The sequence below is a fragment of the Gracilibacillus phocaeensis genome (genome assembly GCF_900626275.1).
Lineage (GTDB): Bacteria > Bacillota > Bacilli > Bacillales > Amphibacillaceae > Gracilibacillus > Gracilibacillus timonensis.
In genome coordinates, this window is sequence record NZ_LR131145.1 from 886,590 (window position 1) to 905,558 (window position 18,969).

Below are 18,969 nucleotides of genomic sequence, written 5' to 3' on the forward strand. Positions count from 1 at the left end.
GTTATTCCTCCTCCCCATCACGCAGCGTCTTCCCTGTCAACGTAAGAAATACATCCTCCAATGTTGGTTTCTCCGCTGTAACCGAACGTACTCCTCCTGCTTTCTTTACGACAGCCAGCACATTATCCACATTCTCTGCACCACCACTAGAGATGATCTGAATTTTCTTCTTATCTTGGATAACTTGTTTTACCCCGCCTAAGTTTCGCAGTTCAGTTAATACATCATTGGTTGGCTCCTCGATTATTTCCAAATGAATCTTCTCTTCATGCTGAATATTTTCAATCAATTCATCTAATGTCCCTTGAGCAATCACATGACCTTGGTCCATAATAGCTACTTTCGAAGCAATGGATTGCACTTCTTCCATGTAATGTGTTGTATATAAAATGGTGGTGCCTTGTTGTTGCAATTCGCGAACCGATTCCAGAATATAATGCCGTGATTGTGGATCGATTCCTACGGTTGGTTCGTCCATAATCAAAAACTTCGGTCGATGCACAAGTGCACAGGCAATATTCAAACGTCGCTTCATCCCACCAGAAAACTTCGTCGGCAAGCTTTTTGCTCGATCGGTTAGACCAACAAAGCGAAGTGTTTCATCCACTCGTCGTTTCAGTTCCGTCCCTCTCAAACCATAAATTCCGCCAAAGAATTCCAGGTTTTCACGGGCAGTCAAGTCTTCAAAAACGGCAATCTCCTGGGTGACCAAGCCAATCTGCCGTTTAATTTCCATCATATTTTTACCCAATACCTTTCCAAACAAGGAAATATCTCCAGAATCCACCTTAATCAAACCGGCTAATGAATGAATCAATGTAGTCTTACCCGCGCCGTTTGGCCCAAGTAAGCCTAGAATTTCGCCTTCTTCTATCTCCAGATCAACATGATCCAAAGCTCGGAAAGAGCCATACCTTTTTACAATATCGTTCATATGCGAAATGATCATGCATGGTACCTCCTCTTATTTTGATAGCCTTATTATGGCAGAGAACCATAAACCGTTGTAGTTACAAATGTAATACATTTAACCTCTCTGCTTCGACAACCAATTAAAATAGCAGCGTAAAAATCTGCAAAGGTAGATTAATCAATCCATGGATCATAATCAACACCCAAATATTGCGGTACTTTGACCATAAGAATCCTAAAAATAACCCCGTTACCCCTTGATTAACGAATACATTAGCCAGCGCAATATCCGCAGCGGCTCCACCTTGGATTGCCATATGCCATACAGCCCAAAGCAAGGAAGATAACATAATAGCCGGCCAGGTACCAAGCAAAGCTTCCAACCTCGTCTGCAGCCATACCCTGTAAAAGAATTCCTCCAGCACACTATTGATTAAAAATGAAACAAAGGTACCTGCTATTAATACCGGAATCCCAACCTCATATGCAGGTGCTTTCGGTATGGCTAACGGACTGTAAAAATACAGAACCATCCAAACCGCTGTGATGAGTAATGGATATATCCACTGGTTATTCTTAAGATAGGAAGACTTTTTTGTCATATCTTTCTGGGCAGCCATGCGGAACATGGTTGCCGGAATGATCAACAATAGCACCATCTTCAGTATCGGAAAAAAAGTGAATACATGTTCATCTGGAATGAGAATCAGAGCCATCATAAAAAGCAATGCCAAAACCGTCAAAATTGTTGTTTGTTTGATTAGTATTTTCCTAGGTGTCTGAGTAAATGGATTGTTCTGAGATACTTTTCCACTTAAGATAAAAATCAGGCCTATCAATAAACCGAAAATAACCCACTGCTGCCAAAAAGGAATGGTCATGTCATGGTCTGCACTAGTTTCTATCATTCCGTTATTTTGGATGATCAGCCAGACTGCTGCCATGCCAATTAGAAAGAATCCAGCGTATGTGATCCAATGGTAATTGTTTTTGGTCATCTATTTCCCCCCCACCATTACATTAGTATAAATTTTATCATGACAAGGGCAGATGAAACATAATAGTTACAAATGTAATATTACCTAAATTTGAATTGTGTATTATAAAACCCCTTTAGATAAAAAATCCAAAGGGGAAGACGATTATGATTCTCTTTCTATATCACAGTACCAATCAAGTATTTACTTCTAACATGTGAAAACCCTATTTTCTTCTCAAAGCATACGATTATTATAATAGTGAAAATAAATCATGATTTGTCACTTTAAGAATCGGCTCCGTGTCTGGATTTAATGCATACGTATATTTCGGTGTTGGTTCTGTCACTAATATTTTCTGAACTAAGTTACCTTCATGCAGTTGGCCAAGCCGTGTAGAAAGTATACGCGGTGTCGCCGTTTGCAATAATTGACGGATCGCATTAAATTCATGGTAGTGATGATAAAGAGCCATTAACACGGGCCAATTCCATGCTTTGGCAGCAAGAAAGCCACGATTCAATTGTTGCTCAGAGCTTGAAAGTACCAGAGCGGCTTCTTTCATAAAGCGCCCCTTTTCCGTGAGTTGATATTCCGGGAGCAATGGGTGGTTTCGCTCAAAAGGAGATAAATGTTGGACAAGTCCTGCATTAGACATTGTTTTCAAATTATCGCTCAGTCGGGACGGCGCAATTTGCAGCTCGTTTTTTAATGGTGTGAATCGTCCGCCTGATTTCTCGAGTGATAATAGAATAGGAATCGTCCATCTTCCGGAAAGTTCTTTCGTGATGTGTATGATCTGAACAACTTGATCCATTACGACACCATCAATGTTTGGGATAACTCCATGTCGTGCCCATCTGGATCTTTAAACGTAATCAATTTAGCATACCCCGGAATAGTAGAAATTTCTCCGTTAAACGTGATTCCTTTCGCCTCTAGTTCTTTGACTGCGTTCTCAATATCCTCTACTTCAATAACTGCCGCTGCTGTGGAAGGTACCACCTGCTCCGCCTCTGAAAATCCAATAAAACAATCTTTGGTATTTGTGTGTACACTTCCCATACCATGTTCTTTGTCATAAGAATCCATTTCAAAACCTAACTGCTCCGTGTAGAATTCCAACGTGCGCTCGACATTACTGACATTGTACCATAACGTAAAACCAGCCTTATACATGGAACCACTCCTTCTATTCTATTTGATGCCGAAAGTATACTTAGTATATTTATGTTTGTCAATAATTAATTATAAACTTTTATTACACCTTTATTGATGCCGTCACACACGTTCTTATTATTTATAAATCACTTCAAAAAATACCCTTTTACCCTCATCCCCATCAAACCTCACTTTTATATTACAATTAGATCACAAATTCATTGCATACCTATTAAAATTATGTAGAAAAAGTTATAATGTAATAGATATTTGTCGTTATATCCCATATCTATTCATCTAATATAAATACTTACATATTTACTCGTGTTTACACTAATTAAACTAATTTTATTCGTTTTTTTATTGAAAAAGGAGGATTTCCATTGAACAACAAGAAAGTTCTTATGTCCGTTACAGCAACCGCTGCGATTGCCTCTGCCTTTTTTATAGCAGATGAAGCGGAAGCAGCGTCTCACAAAGTAAAGAGCGGGGACTCACTATGGGGAATTGCACAAAAATATGGTACAAGCGTATCTTCCCTAAAGTCAATTAACAACTTAAGCTCCGATCTGATTCACCCTAATCAAGTGATTAAAACAAGCAAAACATCCAGCTCCAATTCCAGTTCATCGGATTCATCTAATTCGAATAACAGCAACAGTGGAAACAGCTCGAACGGATCTACATATAAGGTAAAAAGTGGGGACACCTTAAGTGGTATAGCATCGAAATACAACACTTCCGTTCAAAACATTATGAAATGGAACAACTTAAGTACGACGCTGATTTACCCTGGAGATGTGTTTGTTGTCAATAAAAATGGATCATCAAACAATTCCAGCAACAATAATTCATCCAATTCTAATAGTTCTAACAATAACAACAGCTCGAATAACAGCAGTTCCAATAGTTCATCTGCAACTACACATACCGTGAAGTCCGGAGATACTCTTTCACACATCGCAGTTAAGCATGGGGTAACGGTGACAAAGCTTAAAAAATGGAATAATTTAAATTCTCATATTATTCTTGTAGGACAGAAGTTAAGTATTAACGCTTCTTCTTCCAATTCGGGATCTAATTCCTCATCGAGTGGTAACAGTGGAGCTTCCAAGGAAGAGGCGCCATCTGATGTGAGCTATAATGTCAATAAACTGATCAGTGTTGCGAAATCGCAAATCGGCACTCCGTATGTTTGGGCAGGATCATCTCCAGGTGGTTTTGATTGCAGTGGTTTTATCTATTATGCTTACAAACAAGCAGGCATGGATATCGGTCGACTGTCCACCACTGGTTATTATGATCGTTCTTATGAGGTAAGCAAACCTAAGGTAGGCGACCTAGTCTTTTTTGCTGGCACTTACAGATCTGGTATTTCACATATGGGTATTTATATTGGCAATAATAAATTTATTCAAGCAGGATCCAGTAAAGGTGTACAAATCACTTCCTTAAGTAATAGCTACTGGAGCAAACATTTCGATAGCTTTAAACGTTTTTATTAATAAAACTTATCCTATAAAAGATGAAGCAGTAAAAATCAGCTGCTTCATCTTTTTATATTATATTCCACCATTCTTTTAATAGGTATTCGTATCCACTTATAGAACGCATAATATATGACTTATAGATCAATAAACCACCCTACTCCTCTATCAAAAGAATCATTTGTTAGTCAATGTTGTCGAAACAATAGATGCTTATCATTTGTTTATGGTAATTTAGTATTTATATGTAATCTAATCTATTATCCCCATTTCCATTGTGGGTAATAGATACATTCACGCAGACATCATATTTTCGTACATCATAAGGAGGAAACAGATTGGAAGATCAAGTACAGCAAGAAGCAATGCAACCTAAGTCGAAGATGAAATGGATTATCATAACCATTGTTGCCGTAATCGTAGTTGCTGCTGGTGCATTCGCCTTACGAGCTTTTGTGTTTACTACGGATAAAGAAAATTATTTCTTAGCGGAAAAGCAAAACCTTGAACACCTTCAAGAAACACTTGAAAACCGTTTTGAACAAGAGCTTGCCTGGGTAGAACACAGCAATGAAAATGCGGTAGAGTCAGCCTTTGACATTACGGCACAAGTAGATCACCCTAATTTATCCGGTTTCGGCTATAATGAAATCATTAATAATGCCAGTATCTCTGTTCAATCTGCTATAGACAAAGAAAACCAAATGGCTTCTGGAAGTCTATCCGCTTCCATAGCAGATTTTAAGATTGATGGATTAGAAGGATTTTTAGATTCTAATGATTTGTATACCGGATTACCTTTTTTAGAGGAGTATTTGCAAGTAAACGGTGATGACTTGGGGAGAATTCTCAGTGAAATCGATCCAGCGTCTTATACCGGAGATGAAAACGTGGATTTCACCATGCTTTTTCAAGATAATGCACTTCCAGAAGAGGATCTAGAATACTTACAAGATGAGTATCTCACTTATTTATACGATCAGCTCCCGGACGAGGCCTTTGACAGTACATCAGAAACTGTTACTGTCGGTGATAATGAGATCAACGCAGATAAAATAAGCTTCCAATTGACGGAGGAACAGTTTCGAACGATCTTCACAGAGTTGTTCGATAAAATGGCACAAGATGAGCAATTACAGCAAATGGTGGTGAACCAGCTCGGCTATGCCACTTTTGTCAATACGCTCTCTCCAACCGATGTGATGGAATCGATGAAAGAGGATTTTTCATCATCTTTACAAGAGGCTTCTGAAAACATCAGTAACCTCGAGCTTCCCGATGGATTTAACTCCACGATATGGGTAGACGATGGCGTTATCGTACAGCGGGATTTACAGGGAACATTTGAAATGAACGGACAATCAGAAAATATTAGCATTACCGGCTCTCATGCCGTGTCTGATACCACACAAACACTCGAATATACCTTTACCTCTGGAACGGATGGAAATGAGGAAACCCTCACCGTGAATGCCGACTTATCTAACGAAGAGGGTGAAACAAATGATACGTATACCTTTTCCACAGAGATGGGTAGTGCCACGGTAGGTCTCCAGCAATCCGAGCAAGGAGATAACGATAAGCAGTTTGAATACAGCCTATCATTAGAAGAATATGACTCGCATCTGTTTTCGGTTTACTGGCTTGGTGAGGCAACCTATGAAAGTGACCAAATGTCGATTGATCACACCCTTTATGCCGATGATGGTATGAATGTCAATCAAGATGTGGCTTCGCTGCATATTGCACAAACAGGCTCTACCATTAATGAAGTAGAAATCCCGAATCCAGACCAAGTACAAAACCTAAGTGACATGTCTGGCGACGAGATTCTCAACTACTTTGAAACAGATGTAGCGCAAGCATTCCAAGAATGGGCAAGTGAAATATTTGGACCGGAGAGTTTGATGCCTGGTATGGATCCTAACCCTGGATCTGGCTTCGACTCTGAGATGGAACAACCCTTAGAGCCAAGTACAGAGTTCGATGAGAGCGACTTTGACAGAGAATTAACCGAGGAAGAACAGCAAGCACTAGATGAACTACTGGAATCTCAGTAATATGCATCGTTCGCAATGGTAAAAAAAGAAGGTGTTCAAGTTGCATACTTTAAAACTAGTAAACCTATTTATCAAAAATAACCTATTGCAGCTTGGGAGGAAGTGGCTATCACTTCCTCTTCTTTTGCTGTCTCCGATTATATTAGTATCATTGCTGGCATGGGCGATTATCTCCATGGTCGACACAACCGAACAAGAAACCATGGAAGTTGGTCTGGTTAACCTTGATCAATCGGAAGAAACCGCATTGATTGTTGACTTATTAGCAGAATCCTCACAGTTAGGGGAAGGCCTGCACATGGAGAAGATTTCAGAAGCAGAGGGACAGACTGGCATTGAAGCCAATCAGCTTAGCTCTTATATGGTCTTTCCAGCCGACTTTTTTCAAGGTTTATTAAACGGCAAACGCTCCCAAGTAACCATTGTTGGAAATCCTGAACAACCACTAGAAAGCCAATTAATCAACGAACTGATGGAAACAGTCACCCGACATATCCGCGGTTCTCAGGCCAATATCCTGACCATTAACGACTATGCCAAGCGACTGGATATGGACAACGAGGCCAGAAACGATATGCTATTTGAACAATTTGTTGACTTTTTCTTTTATGTACTAGGCAGTAATCAAGTAGTCGATGAACAAACACTTACGAATCATGCCACTGCCTCACCTGTTACATACTTTAGCTTGGCTGGCTGGTTTACGCTTATCACTATCTGGTTGTTTATCCTTTATACGATGTTACATCGAGATAATGATGAGAAAATGAGAACAAGGATGAGGCTGTATGGCGTGACAGATTGGCAGCAGGCAGTAGCTGCCATGATCGTTTCTATCATCATACTCGCTGTTCTCGCCGTGTTAACCTTTGCCGGGCTTGTTTACCTTTTTGATGATTTAGATTTGACCAGCGAAAATTATGGAAGAATCGCCATTCTGACTCTATTGCACAGCAGCATCTTTTTGCAGTGCTTGATTTTACTAGATTGGCTGTTGAAATCACAAAAGCTAACCCTGCTCGTCCATACTGCATTCACAGGTATGGTGCTTTTATTCAGTGGTGCTATTATTCCAGAGATATATTTCCCTGCTTATTTGGAAAAGGTATTCAGCTATAGCTTTGGCTACCAGTCCTTTCACTGGATCGAGCAAATCAGTCTGAATGGACGCTTTTACGCCGAATACCAGCCCTTAGTCTATATGCTGGTCGTTAGTTTTGTCATTTCACTCATCGTCTCACTTGGAAAGGGGCGTGCCTATAAATGAAAGACATCCTATATACACGTTTACTACTCTTCAAAAAACAATGGCTCAGTTTAGGTTTTTGGTTATTGCTTCCTGTTCTTATCACCGTCTCTTTTCTTACCATCGCAGACAATATACAAGACGACTTTCGTGTACCGATTGGGATTGTCTTAGAAGAAGAGAACGAGGCCGTAAGCGACTTATACGAGGAGATACAAGCTTCCGAATTGGTCACCGTCACACCTTTTTCAGAGAGTGAGGCTCTAAGAAAGGTCCAACAGCATGAATTAGACAGTGTTTTCATCGTAAGGGAAGGTTATCAAGAGCAGATTCGAGCTGGTGAAAGAAGTGACTTGCTGGCAGCTTATCATACGAATCGTTCGTTGGCCTACCAACCAGTCAAAGAAATGATTGTGTCGATTATTCAACAAACTACCGGCAGAGTAAAGGCTGCTGAGGCAGTCCAGTCATTGGAACAACAAATCGAGGGAACTTCTACCTTTACAACGGAGGAGATTATCGCAACGTCTCAGCAGATTCAACAAGAAGAGGATTTATTACACCATGTCTTTCGTTACCAGGGTGAAGAGCGTCCGGAAACCGATGAAATCATTCAATGGAATCCATGGATGGCTTGGGCTTTTACGGCATTTTTGATGACACTATTTATCTTTGATTGGGTTAGTAAAGAACGGCAGGCTAGTGTAGCTATTCGTCTGCCTTTTATGAGACATAGCTTTCCTGTCTACATGCTACTTCATCTCTTAGTATATTTTTTGTTGTTCCTCATCATCGACTTAGGGACGGCGGCATTATTTTATCTATTATATGATGAAACGATCTCTATTTTGACCTTGCTGACCTACCGGCTGATGTTATGTCTGTTTGCCTTTTTATTTGTCTGGCTGATTCGCCGTGTCTACGCTAGTTATATTGCTGCCATCGTATTAACCATCGTCTTAGTGATGCTAAGCGCGACCGTGCTCCCTTTTGGTAACAGCGACATGACGATCACCTGGCTGACCTATATTAATCCCCTTTACCCATTCTTATCTGGGGAGCCAACTATCAGCTGGTTAATTATTTGCTTGATTGGAATAGCTATTTGGTTTGTACGAGAGGAGAAAAAACATGCTTGAGATAGCTGGATTAAAGAAAAAATATCACCGCCATACGATATTAGACAATTTATCTTTGCATGCGAACCAAGGAGAGATAGTAGGGCTGGTCGGCGAGAATGGAGCAGGTAAATCAACCTTGCTTCATATCTTAGCTACTATCTCCAAGCCAACTGCTGGCTCCATTCACTTGCATGATTGGGACTACCAAAAACATACCGCACAAATCAGGAAACAGATCGGTTTTGTGCCACAGGATATTGCCATCTGGCCAAAGCTTACGGTCGAAGAAAACATGGTGTTTTTTGAAAAATTATCTTGGCAGAAGAAATCCAAGGAAGAACTGAAGCAAATCTGCCTCGAGATGCATTTAGATCGTTGGAAAGACCCGGCTAAAACATTATCCGGCGGAATGCAAAGAAAGCTGAATTTAGCCATTAGTCTAATCCATGATCCCTCCCTATTATTGCTGGATGAGCCAACGGTAGGGATTGATTTAAAGTCACGTAAAGAGATTGGCGCCTATTTACGACGACAAGCCACCGAGGAGAACAAACTGATTATCTACACCTCACATGATATGGATGAAATCAAACAGCTTTGCGATCGGGTTTTGGTGATTGGCGAAGATTCCTTTTATCATGATCTGTTGAAGGAAGCGGGGAAAGAGGTAGTGGTGGTTGGATAGTAAAAACCCCTAAAAGCTACTGACTTTTAGGGGTTTTTACTAACTTCTTATTATTCTTTATCCACTGGCTTTTTCCAAATACCTAATATCAAACCAGATATGATAGCACCGATGATAATGGCCAGCAAGTACATCATCCAGTTGCCCACCACGGCTGGGAAGGCAAAGATGCCGCCGTGTGGTGCTTGTACACCAATACCAAATAACAAGGTGAGACCACCGGCAATCGCAGAACCAATAATCGAAGAGGGAAGCACTCGACCTGGGTCCGAGGCAGCAAATGGAATCGCACCTTCTGTAATAAAGAAGGAACCAAGGGCATAGTTTGTTTTACCAGCTTGTCGCTCCTCATCAGTAAACTTGTTTTTGAAAAAAGTTGTTGCAAAAGCGATAGCTAATGGTGGCACCATCCCACCTGCCATAACGGCCGCGTGTGGTCCAAAGTTACCAGCATCGATCATGGCAATACCAAAGGTAAAGGCCGTTTTATTGATAGGACCACCCATATCAATTGCCATCATACCACCAAGAATAATGCCTAGTACCATCACATTGGCTCCCGTCATACCGCTTAGCCAGTCGCTCAATACATTCATCAGCCAAGCAACAGGTTCAATAATGACAAAGTACATGAGAAGTCCCGTAATCAAAATATTTAACACTGGATAGAATAGAATCGTTTTAATCCCATCAAATGTTTTAGGCATTCCTGATAGTAATTTTTTCACACCTAATGCGACATAACCACCGAGGAAACCGGCAATCAAACCACCGAGGAAACCGGCGTCACCAGCCGTTGCCATAAAGCCACCGATCATCGCCGGCGCAAAACCTGGCCGGTCGGCAATACTCATCCCGATAAACCCGGCTAATACGGCTACCATTAAGGCAAGCGCATTATCGCCACCAATGTTATTCAAGGCAGCCGCAAAGATATTATATTCGTCACTTGTTGGGTCTGCTGAATTGATACCAAACAAGAAAGAAATAGCTACTAAAAGTCCGCCACCCACAACAAATGGCAGCATGTTGGATACACCATTCATTAAATGCTGATAAAAGCTGGAACGATTACCCCCGCTTGAGCCTGAACCGGAACCTTTGCCGTCACCTTCATAAACGGGAACATCCCCACTCATTGCCGTATCGATTAATTCATCGGTCTTGCGAATACCATCGGTTACTCCACGGCGCAGTACCTTCTTACCATCAAACCGATTCATTTCCACTTTGGTATCGGCGGCAACAATAATTGCCTTGGCTTGTTGAATCTCTTCGTCTGTTAAACGGTTCTTCACTCCATCGGATCCATTGGTTTCCACCTTGATGGATATCCCTTTTGCCTTTGCCTTATCCTTCAATGCATCGGCCGCCATATACGTATGGGCAATACCTGTCGGACAACCCGTAACAGCTAACAATTCGATACCATTTGCCTTTGATGCTTCCGCTTCTTTCGCCTCCGACTCAGCTTTTCCTAATTTCTCTTCTTCTTTTTGATTAATAATCGAGAGAATCTCACCTTCTGATGTTGCTCCCATCAATTGTTCACGAAAATCCTCATCAATTAATAAGGTAGATAGCCTTGATAAAGTTTGCAAGTGATCATTATTAGCACCCTCACTCGCTGCAATCATAAAAAATAAATGCGCTGGCTTACCGTCTAATGATTCGTAGTCTATTCCGTCTTGCGATCTTGCAAAAGCAATCGCTGGCGTAGATACAGCACTAGTCTTCGCATGAGGAATAGCTACATGGTCACCCACTCCAGTACTAGTCTGCTTTTCACGATCCCAAATAGCCTGCTCAAACGCAGCCTTATCATTCAAATAACCACCTTTATCCAACTGCCCAGCTAACTCGTTGATAATGTCATCTTTTGTATGTGCCTTGGCGTCTAAAATGACAATATCTCGTCTTAATAACTCGGTAATTCTCATTAGTTATCCATCCTTTCCTCACTCAGTTTAACTTGTGACAAAAGCGCCTCTGCTTCTTCTTTGGTACATAAGGTTTTCGAGAAGGCCGTGGCACTACCCGAAGCCACGGCAAATCGGGCCGCTTCTCTTGGATCAGCTGTTTGCTGTAATTTATAGATAAATCCTGCAACGGCTGAATCACCCGCCCCTACCGAATGAACAGCCTGCCCAACTGGTGCCGTTAACCGTAACACACCGCCTTCCCCAACATAAATGGCACCATCTTTCGCCATCGAAATCAACACATGATTAATTTGATTTTCCTGATGAAGACGTGTGGCTAAACGAATAATATCCTCATCCGTTGCTATTTTCTCACCAAACAAATCGGCCAATTCATGATGGTTGGGCTTGATAAACGTCGGACTTGCCTGAATCGCTTCCTCCAGCGGTAGTCCGCTTGTATCCAGGATAGCCATCACACCTTGATGGTATAATTGAGCCACTATTTCACGATAAGTGGCTGGAGAAAGGGACGATGGCAGACTACCTGATAGCACCACAATATCGTGTGATCGCAGTTGACCTAGCTTGTCCAAAAGTTGTTGATAGGAGGCTTGATCGATCTGTGGGGATACGCCGTTTACCTCCGTTTCTTCTTCACCTGATTTCATCTTTAAGTTGATACGTGTATCCTCTTTTAAGTAGACAAAATCATGTTCAATGCCTGTTCCTGTTAGGTAATCGGTGATGAATTCCCCTGTAAAACCTCCGATAAATCCTAACGCAGTACTTTCTCCACCGAGACGTTGAAGCACTCTGGACACATTAATACCTTTTCCTCCCGCTTCCTTATAATCTGACTTGCTTCGATTTAAACGGCCAGCTGTAAAATTCTCTACTTGTACCACATAATCAATGGCAGGGTTTAAGGTAACGGTATAAATCATAACGACACCACCTCCAAGTTTGTTTGTTTACGCAGAGCAGTTTGTTGTTCTTCTGATACATGATTCGTTGTTACCAGGTTGACTTGAGCTAAGGAAGCTACATTGGCAAAAGAGACTTCCCCAAACTTTGAGGAATCCGCCAGTACATAAGTTGCTTGTGCTTGTTCCAGTGCAGCACGTTTCACGCTTGCCTCTTCCGGATCCGGAGTAGTTAGTCCTTGTTCTAGATGTACCCCATTTATCCCTAAAAAACACTTATCAAAACGATATTCACGCACCGACTCTACTGCCTTGGTGCCCGTTAATGCTGCGGTACCCTGCTTTGCCTTACCTGCTATCACATAGGTTTCAATATTATGCTCAATTAATAACGGAACATGCGGAATACCATTCGTAACGACTACTACCGATTTTTGTGCAAGAAAAGGTATAAGTGCTAACGTCGTGGAACCAGCGTCCAAAAAGATCGAATCACCTGCTTCAATATGCGAAACAGCTTGTTCACTGATTGCTTCTTTTTCATGATAGTTTCTGGTTGTTTTTTCGACAAAGGTCGGTTCATCTCTTTTTTGTTTGATTAACGAGGCACCACCGTGTACTCGTTTGATGTACTGCCTCTTTTCTAGTTCTGTTAAATCCCTGCGAACCGTTGATTCAGAAGCGTTTGTTAAATCACATATATCTTTCACCTTGACTACTTCCTGCTCTTTTAATAAAGATAAAATCAAGTCTTGCCTTTCAATTGTGAGCACCAAGATCATCCTTTTTATATTAGTTATGAATCGCTTACAGTCATTATACAATCAAAAACGGTCACAGTCAACCAAAATCTATCAAAAACGTTCACAACGCTTCATTTTATGTTATAATATTCACAAGCAAGCTGAAATCATTCGAAAGCAGGTGCAGCTATGAAACACACTTATCTATTTTTTGCCGCTATCTTTATTTTACATATCTATTCGTTATTTTTTCCTTATCCTTGGTTAAAATTCACACTTGGACTTTTGGCGATTGTCATATTACTGATTAGCTTCCGGCAAGCGACCAAATTGTTTCAAATTCTTGGAAGCAGCTTCTTACTTATTGGTCTTATTCTTTTGCCATTTACCGATTTATCATGGGGAGATATCATCTCTGGAATGGGGGATAACCTGTCGCTGTTAACCTTGCTTGCCGTATTACCTTGGATGAACAGCGTGGTAGCTGCTGGACGATTTGATAAATTGCTGCAGCGTTTATTACGAGGAAATGTGCAACATTTGGGGCAGCTTTATCAACGAAGCAGCACGGTGATGATGGCCTTAACTTCCTTTCTCAACGTGTCGGCTGCTACACTGGCACAAGATGTACTAGTCGATAATCTAAAACCAATCAAACAGAGAATTGCCAGTAAGTTTATTATGATGGTTTCCTTGCGCGGTTATTCTTTGGCATTGCCTTGGAGTCCATTAGAAATGGCGATGGGAATGATTCTTTTGGTCACTGGTGTGGGATTTGGCGAGCTGTTACCTTGGATGATTGCCATATCCGTCATTATGTATGTGTTGGACAGCCTATGGGGCAGATGGTTTTTTAAACGCTACAACTACCCTGCACCACCGCAGCAACAAACAAGCAACATCCGTCAAAATCGGTCAAGCATGCTACAATTAATCATTGCACTGGCCACTTTTTTATTTCTAGTGATTGCGATTGGAAACGTGTTTGATCTTGATTTTCTATTGACGGTTATTTTACTTGTACCGCCATTTGCCTTTTGTTGGGCCTTAGCTATGGGGAGATGGAAAAGCTTCTGGACAATTGGCTGGAATCGTTGGAAAAATACACTGAACACTATGCACAATTTTATTGTATTGTTTGTAACACTCGCACTGTTTACCAATGCCTTAAATGGATCGCCAGCACAAGACATGCTACAACAGCCGATCATTGCCTTAGCAGATAAACCGTTGTATGTCTTAATCATCATTCAACTATTATTTGTTTTTCTAAGCATGTTTGGCGTCCATCCATTAGCAACGATTGGAATCTTAAGCGGAATTAGCGGGATTTTAATGGAAGTATTATCCCCGTTAAGCCTTGCTGTCAGTTTAATGATAGCCACGGTTGCCACCGTCCCGATTGGAACTTACGGATTGGTCGTCACCATTACTTCCATGAGTTTAAGACAGAGTCCGTACTATATCACTTATTATAATATGATATATTCGTTAGTGTTCGGAATTGTCGGCATTATCTTTGCTTATTTCCTGATCTAAATCCTCCAACATGCATTTCGCCAAATTATTTGATACAGTGAAATGAGATCAATGATAAAGGAGAGAAATGACATGTATCGTACCGTGCAAGATTTTATTACCGATTGGGAGCACGAAGCACAAGGAACCGTTGCGGTGTTGAAAGCTGTAACAGATGATAAGCTAGGACAAGCCATTGTAGAAGGTCACAGCACACTTGGATGGCTCGGTTTTCACCTGGCGAGCTCTCCTGCCTTTTTCTCTAGTTTGGTTGGATTGGATATAAAAGCAGCCATCGCTTCTGAACCTAGCCATGCGGAAGAAAATGTAGCTGCCTATCAAAAGATTGCAGCAGCCGTAAAACACGAGGTCGAAGCCCATTTGTCCGACGAAGCTTTACTAGAAGAGGTAGATGGGATTGGCGGCAAGACACCACGCGGGGCTATCTTGCGTAAATTAATTGATCATCAAACCCACCACCGCGGGCAAATGACCGTATTGTTACGCCAAGCAGGTTTGCATGTTCCTGGTGTGATGGGGCCTACGAAAGAACAGCAATCATAAGTAGGGAGAAGAACAACAGCCTTCTTGGATAAAATAATGAGAGGCCTCTGATTTATGGAGTAAAAAAAACACGGGGGAGACCCGTGTTTTTTTATGTCAACTATCGTTTTATTACTAGTAACATTTTTTAACGATATTCTTTGGCGAAATTATCCATAAAAGCCACTAGTTCATGAACGCCTTCTACTGGCATAGCATTATAAATACTCGCACGCATTCCGCCTACAGAACGGTGCCCTTTTAAGGTTTCTAGGCCTGCAGCTTGTGCTTCTTTAACAAATGCTGCATCCAAATCATGATTTGGAATAACAAAAGGAATATTCATAATCGAACGACTATTCTCCTCCACAGGAGAGTGATAGAAATCTGATTGCTTTATATAATCATATAAAATAGCTGCCTTTTGCTGATTCCGTTTCTGCATTTGGGACAAACCACCCAAATCTTTCAACCACTCAAACACAAGCTTGGCAACATATATACCAAAAGTTGGCGGTGTGTTATACAAGGAACCACTTTCACTATGTGTTTGATAGTCTAACATCGTCGGGCACTCTGTTGCCGCATGTCCGATTAAATCTTCTCGAATAATGACCACGGTTAATCCTGCAGGTCCAATATTTTTCTGGGCACCAGCATAAATCAAAGCAAATTTGGTCACATCGATTTCCTCCGATAAAATGTTAGATGACATATCCGCTACCAACGGAACATCTCCAGCATCTGGAATGTCGTGAAACGCGGTACCTTCAATCGTATTGTTAGTCGTAATATGCACATAATCCGCTTCAGGATCTATCATATCTCTTGTAACGGTTGGGATATAAGTGAAATTCTTATCCGCAGAAGAAGCTATCTCCTTTACTTCTACAAATTTTTTCCCTTCTTTGATCGCCTTCTTAGACCAAGATCCCGTATTCACATAATCTGCCTTACCATTCTTCTTTAAATTTAACGGAATAGCAGCAAATTGCTGAGATGCCCCCCCTTGCACAAAAAGCACCTTATAGTTATCCGGAATCCCCATCAATTCTCGTAACAAACGTTCAGCTTCGGTTATGATATCCGTAAACAACCCTGAACGATGACTTAATTCCATTACAGACATACCGGAATCCTGATAATTTGGCAGCTCAGCTTGCGCTTTTTCCAACACCTCTAACGGCAGTATCGATGGACCAGCAGAAAAATTGTATACTCGTTTCATGTTCACCACACCTTTATATAATTTTAGACAGAAAGAGGTAAGGAATCTTTTTCCTTACCTTGCCCAGGCGAGCGGCTAGCGATACTATGTGCTCCCCTACGGTTGATCCGTATCCTCGCCAGTTACACATAGCCGATTAACTTTGTGAAAATTATAACAAGTTTCCCTTCCTTTTTCAATCATAATTTTATTTTTCGTCTGATTTCGCCGTTTGTCTATCTATGCAAAAGAAGTACAAAAATTGTAACAGTTTGATGCCCGAAAGTATGATAAAATAGACAATGGTCTAAAAATGTGACCTAAGATAAATCGGATAACAAGGATGGATATACATGCAAACCATCATTTTTGATGTTGATGATACATTATACGATCAATTACAGCCATTCCGTCATGCCGTTCAGCAAATAATTCCTGAAAGCTTTCAGCAGCATGAAATAATCGACCTTTATAAAAAAAGCAGGGAATACAGTGATGCCGTTTTTGAACAGCATATCCGCGGTGAGATCACCGCCTTGGACTTGCAAATTTATCGCATTCAAAAGGCATGTGATGATTTCTCTATCTCACTTACTAGAGAACAAGCTACTGCCTTTCAGCAATGCTATCTAAGAGAACAGCAAAATATCAAACTATTCCCGGAGATGGAATGCCTGTTAGATCAATTATATCAATCTGAGATATCATTAGCCGTTTTAACTAATGGGGAATACCATCACCAAATGATGAAAGTAGCTCAATTAAACGTAACCAAATGGATACCAGAAAGTCATCTATTTATTTCGGGACAAATAGGCTATTCCAAACCAAATGTACAAGCATTTCAATATGTAGAAGATAAGATGAACTTAGTCAAGGGACAAACGCTCTATATCGGGGATTCCTTTCCTAACGATGTAGCAGGGGCCAAACAAGCTGGCTGGCAAGCAGCTTGGCTCAACCATCGCCAGCGGCCTGTTCTTGAGCCATCTATCGTACCAGACTATACCTTCTGCCATGTGCAGGACGTATTAGCAATTGCCAAGGATATAGGGATTAAAATTTAATGAGGAACGGGATGAGTCCACCATTGATTCATCTCTTTCGTTTTTGGGGTGAGATTGTTGAATTCAAAAAAAGTATTAGGTATTCTATTTGCGGTCATGTTCTTCGTTATGGTAGGCTTTGGAATTATTATTCCCGTCCTCCCTTTCTATGCGGAAGAACTTGGCGCTTCACCATTCCAGTTAGGTTTATTGATGGCCACCTACTCGGTCATGCAATTTTTATTTGCCCCAATGTGGGGACGACTTTCTGACAAAATCGGGCGCAAGCCGGTTTTGCTTATTGGAATTGCTGGATTAGCCCTTTCCTTTTTTCTATTGGCATGGGCATCGCAGCTATGGATGCTATTTGCCGCTCGAATCATTGGCGGCTCATTATCTGCCGCAAACATGCCTACCGTAATGGCTTATGTTGCCGATATTACCAGTGAGGAAGACCGAGGGAAAGGCATGGGCATTATTGGCGCTGCCGTTGGACTTGGTTTTATTTTCGGACCAGCGATCGGAGGGATCTTCTCTTCTGGAAATCTGGCATTACCGTTTATTTTATCAGGAATTTCTTCCTTATTCACATGGTTCCTGGTGCTATTCGTTTTGAAAGAATCCTTAACAAACAAACAGGAAGCAATCGACAAGAAACGTCCTTCTTTGATAGACGGTTTGAAGACGCCGATAGCTAATCTCTATATTCTGCAATGGTTCGTTTCCGTTTCACTGGCAGGACTGGAGGCGACCTTTGCGTACTTCGCCTATGATCGTGCAGGTCTTGGTACATTGGAACTCGGCTATATTTTTATGATCATGGGACTAGCAGGAGCCATCGTTCAAGGTGGTTTAGTCGGTCGCATGACGAAATCGTTAGGAGAAGGCAAGGTTATTCAAATCGGCGTCCTCGTTTCTGCACTTGGGTTTGCTCTTATTTTGCTTGTGGAGAACTTTATCACTGCCGCTATTTTTTTAACAATATTTGGGTTGGGAAATGGCTTGATTCGTCCCAGTGTGTCTTCTCTATTAACAAAAACAGCCAAATCAGGCTATGGACAAACCACTGGCTTACTATCCTCTTTTGACTCGTTGGGACGGATTATCGGACCTCCGCTCGGCGGCTTACTATACGGATGGGCGATTTTCCTTCCTTATCTATCAGGGGTGGTATTGTCGCTGTTTGCATTAGCCATCTATTACGTATACAAAAAGAAAGTTTATTTAGCACTTTGATTGATAAGACACTAGCACAAAGAATCCACCTTTGTGCTTTCATTATGTCAAATCTCCTATATACAAGGTCCCTTTGGTCATGATAATCAGAACGGAAATGTCCTATCTCTTTTTTAAAATGATGCAAAAGCACCGACAGCTGTCTGACCTCTACAAAGCTACTATTCACTATTGCTTTT

At 41.2% G+C, this 18,969-nt stretch carries 17 protein-coding genes and 1 riboswitch; of the genes, 9 read left to right on the plus strand and 8 right to left on the minus strand.

The genetic code is table 11. The features are described from left to right. Position 1: 1 nt before the first annotated feature. From E0E32_RS20250 to E0E32_RS20265, 4 genes are all read right to left on the minus strand, one after another. Positions 2 to 949, minus strand: a complete 948-nt coding sequence (locus tag E0E32_RS20250; protein WP_130860673.1) for an ABC transporter ATP-binding protein — start codon at positions 947 to 949, stop codon at positions 2 to 4. Between the two features lie 103 nt (positions 950 to 1,052). Beyond that, positions 1,053 to 1,910, minus strand: coding sequence for a CPBP family intramembrane glutamic endopeptidase (locus E0E32_RS20255; RefSeq protein ID WP_066189864.1), 858 nt, complete (start codon positions 1,908 to 1,910; stop codon positions 1,053 to 1,055). A gap of 232 nt (positions 1,911 to 2,142) precedes the next feature. Then, positions 2,143 to 2,706, minus strand: a complete 564-nt coding sequence (locus tag E0E32_RS20260) for a winged helix-turn-helix transcriptional regulator (protein WP_066189861.1) — start codon at positions 2,704 to 2,706, stop codon at positions 2,143 to 2,145. Further along, positions 2,706 to 3,068, minus strand: coding sequence for a VOC family protein (locus E0E32_RS20265; RefSeq protein WP_066189858.1), 363 nt, complete (start codon positions 3,066 to 3,068; stop codon positions 2,706 to 2,708). Before E0E32_RS20265 ends, E0E32_RS20260 begins: the two co-directional genes overlap by 1 nt. A gap of 365 nt (positions 3,069 to 3,433) precedes the next feature. Here E0E32_RS20265 and E0E32_RS20270 point away from each other — a divergent pair, with 365 nt between their 5' ends. The 5 genes from E0E32_RS20270 to E0E32_RS20290 all read left to right on the plus strand — a co-directional run bounded on the left by E0E32_RS20270 (position 3,434) and on the right by E0E32_RS20290 (position 9,649). After that, positions 3,434 to 4,555 carry a C40 family peptidase gene (locus E0E32_RS20270; RefSeq protein ID WP_078059998.1) on the plus strand — a complete coding sequence of 374 codons (1,122 nt, stop codon included), beginning with the start codon at positions 3,434 to 3,436 and terminating at the stop codon, positions 4,553 to 4,555. A 320-nt stretch (positions 4,556 to 4,875) separates the two neighbouring features. Next, positions 4,876 to 6,597: a DUF6583 family protein gene (locus E0E32_RS20275; RefSeq protein WP_066189855.1), complete on the plus strand. Its 1,722-nt coding sequence runs from the start codon at positions 4,876 to 4,878 to the stop codon at positions 6,595 to 6,597. Positions 6,598 to 6,637: 40 nt separating this feature from the next. Beyond that, entirely contained in the window at positions 6,638 to 7,864 is a 1,227-nt protein-coding gene (locus E0E32_RS20280) for an ABC transporter permease (protein ID WP_165445112.1), read from the plus strand. After that, positions 7,861 to 8,982 carry an ABC transporter permease gene (locus tag E0E32_RS20285; RefSeq protein WP_066189849.1) on the plus strand — a complete coding sequence of 374 codons (1,122 nt, stop codon included), beginning with the start codon at positions 7,861 to 7,863 and terminating at the stop codon, positions 8,980 to 8,982. The genes E0E32_RS20280 and E0E32_RS20285 overlap by 4 nt, the downstream gene beginning before the upstream one ends. Further along, positions 8,975 to 9,649, plus strand: coding sequence for an ABC transporter ATP-binding protein (locus E0E32_RS20290; RefSeq protein ID WP_066189848.1), 675 nt, complete (start codon positions 8,975 to 8,977; stop codon positions 9,647 to 9,649). The genes E0E32_RS20285 and E0E32_RS20290 overlap by 8 nt, the downstream gene beginning before the upstream one ends. 50 nt (positions 9,650 to 9,699) lie before the next feature. Here the strand turns inward: E0E32_RS20290 and E0E32_RS20295 are convergent, their stop codons facing one another. The 3 genes from E0E32_RS20295 to E0E32_RS20305 are packed head-to-tail and all read right to left on the minus strand — an operon-like array spanning position 9,700 to position 13,279. Further along, complete coding sequence (locus E0E32_RS20295) at positions 9,700 to 11,589, minus strand: PTS fructose transporter subunit IIABC (RefSeq protein ID WP_130860675.1); 1,890 nt, start codon at positions 11,587 to 11,589, stop codon at positions 9,700 to 9,702. Continuing rightward, positions 11,589 to 12,518: a 1-phosphofructokinase gene (pfkB, locus tag E0E32_RS20300; protein ID WP_130860676.1), complete on the minus strand. Its 930-nt coding sequence runs from the start codon at positions 12,516 to 12,518 to the stop codon at positions 11,589 to 11,591. Before pfkB ends, E0E32_RS20295 begins: the two co-directional genes overlap by 1 nt. Next, positions 12,515 to 13,279: a DeoR/GlpR family DNA-binding transcription regulator gene (locus E0E32_RS20305; protein WP_130860677.1), complete on the minus strand. Its 765-nt coding sequence runs from the start codon at positions 13,277 to 13,279 to the stop codon at positions 12,515 to 12,517. The genes pfkB and E0E32_RS20305 overlap by 4 nt, the downstream gene beginning before the upstream one ends. Before the next feature lie 150 nt (positions 13,280 to 13,429). On the opposite strand from E0E32_RS20305, the gene E0E32_RS20310 reads away from it, so the two are divergent. Both E0E32_RS20310 and E0E32_RS20315 read left to right on the plus strand, forming a co-directional pair. After that, positions 13,430 to 14,779 carry a hypothetical protein gene (locus E0E32_RS20310; protein ID WP_066189815.1) on the plus strand — a complete coding sequence of 450 codons (1,350 nt, stop codon included), beginning with the start codon at positions 13,430 to 13,432 and terminating at the stop codon, positions 14,777 to 14,779. A 72-nt stretch (positions 14,780 to 14,851) separates the two neighbouring features. After that, positions 14,852 to 15,322 (plus strand): DinB family protein, encoded by a 471-nt coding sequence (locus E0E32_RS20315; RefSeq protein ID WP_066189812.1) that lies wholly within the window; start codon positions 14,852 to 14,854, stop codon positions 15,320 to 15,322. A gap of 127 nt (positions 15,323 to 15,449) precedes the next feature. Here the strand turns inward: E0E32_RS20315 and serC are convergent, their stop codons facing one another. Further along, complete coding sequence (serC, locus tag E0E32_RS20320) at positions 15,450 to 16,529, minus strand: 3-phosphoserine/phosphohydroxythreonine transaminase (protein ID WP_066189810.1); 1,080 nt, start codon at positions 16,527 to 16,529, stop codon at positions 15,450 to 15,452. 54 nt (positions 16,530 to 16,583) lie between these two features. After that, a riboswitch (ZMP/ZTP riboswitch) is annotated at positions 16,584 to 16,665 on the minus strand. Between the two features lie 196 nt (positions 16,666 to 16,861). Here serC and E0E32_RS20325 point away from each other — a divergent pair. After that, positions 16,862 to 17,575, plus strand: a complete 714-nt coding sequence (locus E0E32_RS20325; RefSeq protein WP_066189807.1) for an HAD family hydrolase — start codon at positions 16,862 to 16,864, stop codon at positions 17,573 to 17,575. A 57-nt stretch (positions 17,576 to 17,632) separates the two neighbouring features. Further along, the gene (locus E0E32_RS20330) at positions 17,633 to 18,790 is read left to right on the plus strand and encodes an MFS transporter (RefSeq protein WP_066189804.1); all 1,158 of its coding nucleotides are present in this window, start codon (positions 17,633 to 17,635) and stop codon (positions 18,788 to 18,790) included. Positions 18,791 to 18,969: the final 179 nt, after the last annotated feature.

Coding starts and splice junctions, on each gene's coding strand:
- E0E32_RS20250 (WP_130860673.1), bottom strand. CDS start 949: ATGATCATTTCGCATATGAACGATATTGTAAAAAGGTATGGCTCTTTC.
- E0E32_RS20255 (WP_066189864.1), bottom strand. CDS start 1,910: ATGACCAAAAACAATTACCATTGGATCACATACGCTGGATTCTTTCTA.
- E0E32_RS20260 (WP_066189861.1), bottom strand. CDS start 2,706: ATGGATCAAGTTGTTCAGATCATACACATCACGAAAGAACTTTCCGGA.
- E0E32_RS20265 (WP_066189858.1), bottom strand. CDS start 3,068: ATGTATAAGGCTGGTTTTACGTTATGGTACAATGTCAGTAATGTCGAG.
- E0E32_RS20285 (WP_066189849.1), top strand. CDS start 7,861: ATGAAAGACATCCTATATACACGTTTACTACTCTTCAAAAAACAATGG.
- E0E32_RS20290 (WP_066189848.1), top strand. CDS start 8,975: ATGCTTGAGATAGCTGGATTAAAGAAAAAATATCACCGCCATACGATA.
- E0E32_RS20295 (WP_130860675.1), bottom strand. CDS start 11,589: ATGAGAATTACCGAGTTATTAAGACGAGATATTGTCATTTTAGACGCC.
- pfkB (WP_130860676.1), bottom strand. CDS start 12,518: ATGATTTATACCGTTACCTTAAACCCTGCCATTGATTATGTGGTACAA.
- E0E32_RS20305 (WP_130860677.1), bottom strand. CDS start 13,279: ATGATCTTGGTGCTCACAATTGAAAGGCAAGACTTGATTTTATCTTTA.
- E0E32_RS20310 (WP_066189815.1), top strand. CDS start 13,430: ATGAAACACACTTATCTATTTTTTGCCGCTATCTTTATTTTACATATC.
- E0E32_RS20315 (WP_066189812.1), top strand. CDS start 14,852: ATGTATCGTACCGTGCAAGATTTTATTACCGATTGGGAGCACGAAGCA.
- serC (WP_066189810.1), bottom strand. CDS start 16,529: ATGAAACGAGTATACAATTTTTCTGCTGGTCCATCGATACTGCCGTTA.
- E0E32_RS20325 (WP_066189807.1), top strand. CDS start 16,862: ATGCAAACCATCATTTTTGATGTTGATGATACATTATACGATCAATTA.